A 6,775-nucleotide genomic window follows, 5' to 3' on the forward strand; every position below is an offset into this window, starting at 1 on the left:
GCCTATTGGTCACCCGCTGTGTAATCTTCTGTCCCGGCGGTTCGAAAGGAACCGGCGCCCTCGAAGAGGGGCACCAGGAGGCGTGCCAGAGCGGCCGAATGGGACTCACTGCTAATGAGTTGTCCCTTCACGGGGACCGGAGGTTCAAATCCTCTCGCCTCCGCCACCGCCCGGTACGCCGGGTGCACATTTGAATAGCCATGCGCCCGTAGCTCAACGGATAGAGCATCTGACTACGGATCAGAAGGTTGGGAGTTCGAGTCTCTCCGGGCGCGCTTCAGGTCAGATGCCCTTTCGCTCGATGCGGAGGGGCGTCTGTCGTTCCATTGACGACATCATTTGACGACAACCCCGGTCCACCGGAACTCGTCACGGTAGGCGAACTCCGCGGGAATGATCGGGCGTGGACGCGGGCGATAGCGCTGGCGCTCCTGTCGCAGTCTTCGTCGGTTACCTCGTACACGCGGGCGCGGCGGGAACCGGGCCGGCCGTCTTCCTGCACGTGGCGGACACCCGGGTGGTGAACGGAATCTCTTCGCACAGCGAGCCGCGATCCTTGGCGCCGTGACCGTGGATCATGGTGACCTGAGTCGAGTCGGCCATCTGCAGCCCGATCCAGTAGGGCAGCAACTGTCGTTGCGGCACATTCTCTTTCGAGGGGTCGACCACGGTCTCGACGACCGAGAACCGCGGGGCGCGGCGTGCGAGAGCAGCCGCCCGCGAGCGCGCTTGAACTTGACCATCAGACGTGCTTTCAGGCCCACACATGTAGTCGTGCCGAGCCCGGACCGGCGGTGGTCGGCGGGTTCAGGTTTTGCGTGCCACCGCGGCATGCTGCATGACGTCGCGGTCGCGCTCGGCGAGAGCCTGCTCCGAGAGGTTGATGCAGGCCGGGTCCGGTCGCCACCGGTGCGGTGTGGTCAAGCCGGGGGCGAGGAAGTCGAGCTCGTCGAAGAACCGCAGCACCTGTTCCCGGTCGCGCAATACCAAGGCCACGCCGTTGGCGTTGCACACCGCGGCCAGACGCGCGGATCCCTCGGGGTTCAGATCGGCGGCGGCGTGGGACCCGATTACATACGAGCCCGCTGGCAGCGCGTCGACGAGCATGCGCACCGCGGGGTAGGCGTATTCGTCGGATACGAAGTGCAGCAACGCGATCAGGCACAACGCGATCGGCTCGGTGAAGTCGAGGGTGGCACGAACTTCCTCGGCGCCGAGGATCGACTGCGGGTCGGCGACATCGGCGAGAACGTACGCGATGCGGCCCTCGTCGGTGCCGAACATCAACGCCCGCGAATGAGCCAGCACCAGCGGGTCGTTGTCGGTGTAGATCACCCGGGCGTCCGGTGCGACGGCCTGGGCGATCTGATGCAGGTTCGGCGCGGTCGGCAGGCCGGTGCCGATGTCGAGGAACTGTCTGATCCCTGCCTGGGCGACGTGGCGGATCGCGCGATGCATGAAATGCCGGTTCGCCAATGCCGCGATCCGCACGTTCGGGTACACCTTTTCCACTTCGGCGGCCGCTTGCCGGTCGGCCTCGTAGTTGTTCTTTCCACCGATGAACCAGTCGTACATTCTGGCGCAGTGGGGGCGGTCGAAGTGCAGATTCACCGCCGAAAAGTGAGCATCACCGTGAGCGGATATCGCAGATCGTCCCTTTCTGCTCCGAAAACTCTTGCTACCAAGGTGATTCGAGTGCGAACAAACGATGCGACCAACACATTTTATCGTCAGTGGTCCGCGCACAGGGCCCGAACGGCAATACCGGAGCCGGCCGCTGGGTAGCGTCGCCGGCGCCCTGGACGCCTGGAACACCGGATCGGTCAGCGCAGCCACTGCGCGCGGCTTTCCCGGGGCTCCTGTCGATGGGTTCACGGCGGGCCGGAAGGGGACATCCCGTTCGGGATGTAGAGATGGGCGTGGAGTCCCCGGTGGATGGGTTCTCGACACAGGATCGCGTCTGCCGGAAGGATTCCACGTGATCGCCTGTCCTGCAGTGCTCGCCGTTCCCCCGGGGACTGGTCGGGTACGTGTCGCGGCTACTGGACGCCGAACGGCGGGCGCGAGGCACCCGCCGTTATAAGTCGGACCACAATATTTCTCGCCGACCAAGTCGCGCCACAATGGTGCGGCATATCAAACCAGACTCAGCGCGGCGCAGGGCATTCGCTCGGTGCCGGTGCGCCACGCAGCCGTTCGTTGATCCAGTCGTCGAGTCCGGGATACCCAGTGACGTAACTGCTCAGGTGCTCGCCGGGCACGACGCGGAATACGGCCGGAACACCGCGGCTGCATTGTTCGCCGTACATACGCTGAGCGTCCTGGATGGGAATCCAGGGATCCGACGCACCGTGGTAAATGTACAGCGGTACACCCGACGTCCGATTGGTCAGATCCAGCTGGCCGTACAGCTCTTCGGCAATCGGGCTGTCGAGCGAGTTGCCGATATTCGCCGCGACGTCCATCGGGATACCGACCGCGCCCAGCGGCCCATCGGCGTCACCACACATGTCTCGCAACGGAGAAGTCGCCACCAACTGCCCGAGATGGTTCATGTACTGGAGCATCTCCGGATGTTCGCGCGCTATCGCCAGCGACACCGACATGAGGATGCCGGACGCGATCCAGCCGTTGAAGCGGTGGGCCATGTCCGAGTAGTCGGTGACCAGTCCACCCGAAGCGACGCCAGTCAGGACATTCGACAGGTCTGGCGCGTACTCGCTTTGCAGCATTGCAGTCGCGTAGGAGGCGATCGCTCCACCCGAGTAGCCGACGGCTACATAGCGGCTGTCACCGAACTCGGCCGACAGGGCGTTGCGGACGGCGCGAATAGAATCGAGCATCACGTGCCCGGCCACATTCGGCTCGCCATATGCCATCAGTGGGCCCTCATGGTCGGGCACGAGAACCGCGTGCCCCTGGCCGAGGGCCCACCACATGGCCGGGAAAAACCAGGCGAGATCGGTGTTGGGTTTATCGAGTATGCCGTGTGACAGCTGATAGCCCGGGGTGCAGTGAGCCCCGAGTGCGTTGATCGGCAAGGCATTCACCTCTACCGGGCGGGGCCCCGGACCGTTCCATTCGGCCGCCGGGATGATCAATGTCGCGGTGCCGAAGGAGGGTGCGCCCGTCGCCGAGGTGGAGCGGAACTTCAACAACAACGCACGCCCGATCGGTGTTGCCATATGCTGGCCTGCCGTCGCTGTGACGTCACGTGCTTGGATGATCTGCCCGGGATACAGGTCGGCGAGATTCGCGGGCCATTCGTCGAAGGCCGGATCCCCCGCCGGTGGTGACAACACCGCACGCCATAATGCCGACTGATCACCGGCGGGTTGTCGCGGATCTACCGGCAAAAATGGCGCCGGTATGTTGTCGTTGATCCAGTTCTGTAGTGGCGATGATAGGGGATTCCCCGGTGGCGTCGCCGGCCCGCTGGGCGGGTCCTCGTCCGCCCGAGCGGGCTGATTGCCCAACAGGGAACAACCGACAAGAACGGAAACCACAACTGTCAGGAACGCTCTCACAAGCCCACATCCTTTTCTTGGACGAAGCTGCCGGGAGTATCGCCTATTGTGGGACGATGCGAAGCGACTTTATCAAAGCGGCTGTGGTCGCTCTCTCGGTATCTGGATAGTGTCGATCGCATCCGGGTCGACGACACGTTCGAGAGCAACGAGACGGGGCACATCTACTCGCTGATGACGGTTCACTGTTGCCGTCACCGGAACCAGTGCGGCTCTCCAATGACTTGAAATTGAATACCTCGACGCCCGGGGAAACGTACGCGAATGTCGTAGCGAGATCATCGATGAACCCGATCATCTCGAGACCTGGACGCAGCAACCCTCACCGAGCGAAACACCCCCCGCCAGTGCACTTTCTGTGCAATGTGTCCTGCGTGGCGCGCCAGCACGCGGTAGAAGTCCAGGAGACGATCGGATCATGCCCCCATTCGACCCGCGATGTCGTCGACACCGAAAGACACACGCGCACACCATCGCCTGTCGTTGAAATCGCCTGTCGTTGAAACTGGTTGTGGACCCAGTCATGCGGTGGCGGCCTCGCCCTGGTTTGCCAGGATTGTTTTGCGTTTTCGGGGCTGGATGTTGGCGCGGGTGATATCGCCGTTGTAGTGGGCCAGGACCCGGGGATCCATCACACGCCGCCACAATGGAGGTACGGCCGCGAGCAGGATCATGGTGGCATAGCCCGCTGGAAGCTGCGGTGCCTCACCGGAACTGCGCAATGTCTGGTATCGGCGTCCCGGATTGGCGTGATGGTCGCTGTGTCGCTGCAAATGGAACAGGAAGATATTGGTGACCATCCGGTCGGAGTTCCAGCTGTCGGCCGGAGAGCATCGGGCCCAGCGGCCGTTGGGCAACTGCCGCCGCAACAGCCCGTAGTGCTCGACGTAATTGACCGTTTCCAGTAGTCCGGCCCCGAGCACTGCCTGCAGCAGCAGGTAGGGCAGCATTTTCGGGCCGAACGCAAGCAGCAGGGTCGCATACAGTACCAGCGTCATCGACCAGGCTTGCAGGATGTTGTTGTGGATGGTCCACCACCGTAACCCCTTGCGCTGCAAGCGGCCCTGCTCCAGCCGGAGCGCCGAACCGAATCCGCCGATCACGCTGCGCGGCAAGAATTCCCACAACGACTCGCCCAGCCGGGCGCTGGCAGGGTCTTCGGGGGTGGCCACTCGGGCATGGTGGCCCTTGTTGTGCTCGACGTAGAAATGCCCGTAACTCGACTGGGCGAGGGCGAATTTCGCCAGCCACCGCTCCAGATGTTCGACGCGATGACCGAGTTCGTGCGCGGCATTGATCCCGATCGCGCCGACGACACCGACGGTGGTGGACAGACCGAGTTTGTCGACGACGCTGAGTTCGTCGCGAGACCACATATGAGTCGCGATCGCCAGGCCGATCAATTGAACGGGCAGGAACAGATATGTGCACCACCGGTAATACCGGTCGTTGGACAGCAACTCGTAGTCCTCGTCACGTGGATTTGTGCCGTCCTCACCCACCAGCCAATCCAACGCTGGTACCAGGATCAGCGCGATGATCGGCCCGATCCACCACAGCACCTCCCACCCGGTCCGCGCAACCAACTGGGAAGGCAACAGCGCACAGGTAGGAGCGATCGACCCCAGCACCCATAGGTACCGCTTGGCATCCGGTGAAGCCGAGTGTTTGCCGGCCCAACGCGCTTTTCTCGAGGCTGGCTTCATCAGTATGTCCTTCCCAGTAGCAGCGATCGCAGCCGTCGGCCGGTATCGAATTGTTCTTCAGCTGTCGCCGGGCCTGAGCGAAAGCTTGTGAGCCGCACGCAAACTGGCCGGATCCTGTCTATTCTGATCGGCCACGGCCCAATTCATGATGATCTTGGTTCCCCTGGTGGCGCTGACCCTGAACGATCGGGCTCGCCATGGACTACGAAGCATAGCGGGTGCGTGTCCCCACACGGGGACGACGTCGACGCTCGCGAACCTATTCGGGCAAAAAGGAGAATTCTTCCCGGACTGGGGATTCTGAAATGTGATGACTTTCGTTCTGCTTTTCACGTCCGTCACCGACCGCCTGTGAATGTTCGAAGTCATGTACAGCGCTGGCGTGCGGATTCGGTCCTGTCTGAAGAGGTCTTCGATCATCGGCGTGTCCCGCACTCCGCGATAGGTGGCGGACCGGTGAGCGGGCGTCGAATCTGTTGCCGGGCAGCTTGTCCGGTGGTCGAAGTGTGAACGTTCTATCACCACACCGGTGCTGCCGCAGGGGCGCTGCATCCCGTAACTTCTGCCAAGTCGAGGTCGGCATCTCTCAATGGCCACGGGCACGCCGAACTGCAGTGATCCGGGCACATGTCGGTGACGAATGCATGTCATGACCGACTTGATCTCCATCGATGCCGGCCCGGTGACAGGCAACCTCGACGATCTCAACGCGGAAAGGCACCAGCAATTGCTCGACACGGCTGCACAGTTTCGTGCCGCGGCCTGCCGAACGATCGGCCGGCTGGTCGACCTCGATTCCGAACCGGATCTGCAGACGGTGCTGTTCGACGAGCTGGGCCTACCGCAGACTCCCGACCGTGCCACCCACACGGCCGCGCTGTATGCCCTGCGGGACGAGCACCCGCATCTGTTCCTGACCCACCTGCTCGCCTACCGCGCCATCCGCGCAGTCAGCGCCGCAACCACCTTGTAACGACACACATCCCGATCCGAACCCGCGCTCCGTTTGATCGCGACGCGGCTGAGCCGCCGGCGGGCAATGGCCCACCTACGGTCCAGCCGCATTCGCTCTCAGATGTAGGTGTAGGCGACGCCGCTGCTGGTTCCGCCCGATCCGGTGACGGTCACCTGCACTGTCCCGGTCGCATGGGCCGGGGCGACGGCGGTGATCTGGGTTGCGGAGTTCACGGTGAATACCGTTGCGGTCGTGCCGAATCGGACGGTCAACGGGCCGGTGAATCCGGTGCCCCCGATCGTCACGTTGTTGCCGCCCGCGGTGGGTCCGGAGGTCGGGGACAGGGAGGTGATGGCCGGAACGACGACGTAGACGTAGGTGACCGGATTGCTGGTGCCACCGGGTCCGGTGACGGTGACCGACACGATCCCGGTGCCCGCGGGGGCGACTGCGGTGATCTGGGTATCGGAGTTCACGGTGAACGAGGTCGCGGGTGTGCCACCGAAATTCACCGCGGTGACGCCGGTCAGACCCGACCCGGTCAGTGTCACCGTCGTCCCGCCCGCGGTCGTTCCCTGGCCGGGACT

At 63.4% G+C, this 6,775-nt stretch carries 6 protein-coding genes and 2 tRNA genes; 3 read left to right on the forward strand and 5 right to left on the reverse strand.

The window, feature by feature from the left end:
• Positions 1-76 precede the first annotated feature (76 nt).
• Together ABZ909_RS04995 and ABZ909_RS05000 are read left to right on the forward strand one after the other, a co-directional pair.
• Positions 77-166, forward strand: a tRNA-Ser gene (locus ABZ909_RS04995).
• Positions 167-202: 36 nt separating this feature from the next.
• Positions 203-275 (forward strand) — tRNA-Arg (locus tag ABZ909_RS05000).
• Positions 276-450: 175 nt separating this feature from the next.
• Here ABZ909_RS05000 and ABZ909_RS05005 read toward each other — a convergent pair.
• From ABZ909_RS05005 to ABZ909_RS05020, 4 genes are all read right to left on the reverse strand, one after another.
• Positions 451-669 carry a hypothetical protein gene (locus ABZ909_RS05005; RefSeq protein ID WP_356996286.1) on the reverse strand — a complete coding sequence of 73 codons (219 nt, stop codon included), beginning with the start codon at positions 667-669 and terminating at the stop codon, positions 451-453.
• Between the two features lie 138 nt (positions 670-807).
• Complete coding sequence (locus ABZ909_RS05010) at positions 808-1,611, reverse strand: SAM-dependent methyltransferase (RefSeq protein WP_356996287.1); 804 nt, start codon at positions 1,609-1,611, stop codon at positions 808-810.
• Between the two features lie 536 nt (positions 1,612-2,147).
• The gene (locus ABZ909_RS05015) at positions 2,148-3,527 is read right to left on the reverse strand and encodes a lipase family protein (protein WP_356996288.1); all 1,380 of its coding nucleotides are present in this window, start codon (positions 3,525-3,527) and stop codon (positions 2,148-2,150) included.
• A gap of 521 nt (positions 3,528-4,048) precedes the next feature.
• Positions 4,049-5,233, reverse strand: coding sequence for an alkane 1-monooxygenase (locus ABZ909_RS05020; protein ID WP_356996289.1), 1,185 nt, complete (start codon positions 5,231-5,233; stop codon positions 4,049-4,051).
• A 649-nt stretch (positions 5,234-5,882) separates the two neighbouring features.
• Between ABZ909_RS05020 and ABZ909_RS05025 the strand changes: the two genes are divergently transcribed.
• The gene (locus ABZ909_RS05025; protein ID WP_356996290.1) at positions 5,883-6,206 is read left to right on the forward strand and encodes a hypothetical protein; all 324 of its coding nucleotides are present in this window, start codon (positions 5,883-5,885) and stop codon (positions 6,204-6,206) included.
• Between the two features lie 98 nt (positions 6,207-6,304).
• On the opposite strand, the gene ABZ909_RS05030 is transcribed toward ABZ909_RS05025, so the two are convergent.
• Positions 6,305-6,775 (reverse strand): IPT/TIG domain-containing protein (locus tag ABZ909_RS05030; protein WP_356996291.1); only part of this gene is annotated, 471 nt, incomplete at its 5' end.

The organism is Nocardia sp. NPDC046763, assembly GCF_040645495.1.
Taxonomy (GTDB): Bacteria; Actinomycetota; Actinomycetes; order Mycobacteriales; family Mycobacteriaceae; genus Nocardia.

What these genes read in the sequence shown, in the direction of transcription:
- ABZ909_RS05025 (WP_356996290.1), top strand. Translation starts at nt 5,883, where the DNA reads ATGACCGACTTGATCTCCATCGATGCCGGCCCGGTGACAGGCAACCTC.
- ABZ909_RS05020 (WP_356996289.1), bottom strand. Translation starts at nt 5,233, where the DNA reads ATGAAGCCAGCCTCGAGAAAAGCGCGTTGGGCCGGCAAACACTCGGCT.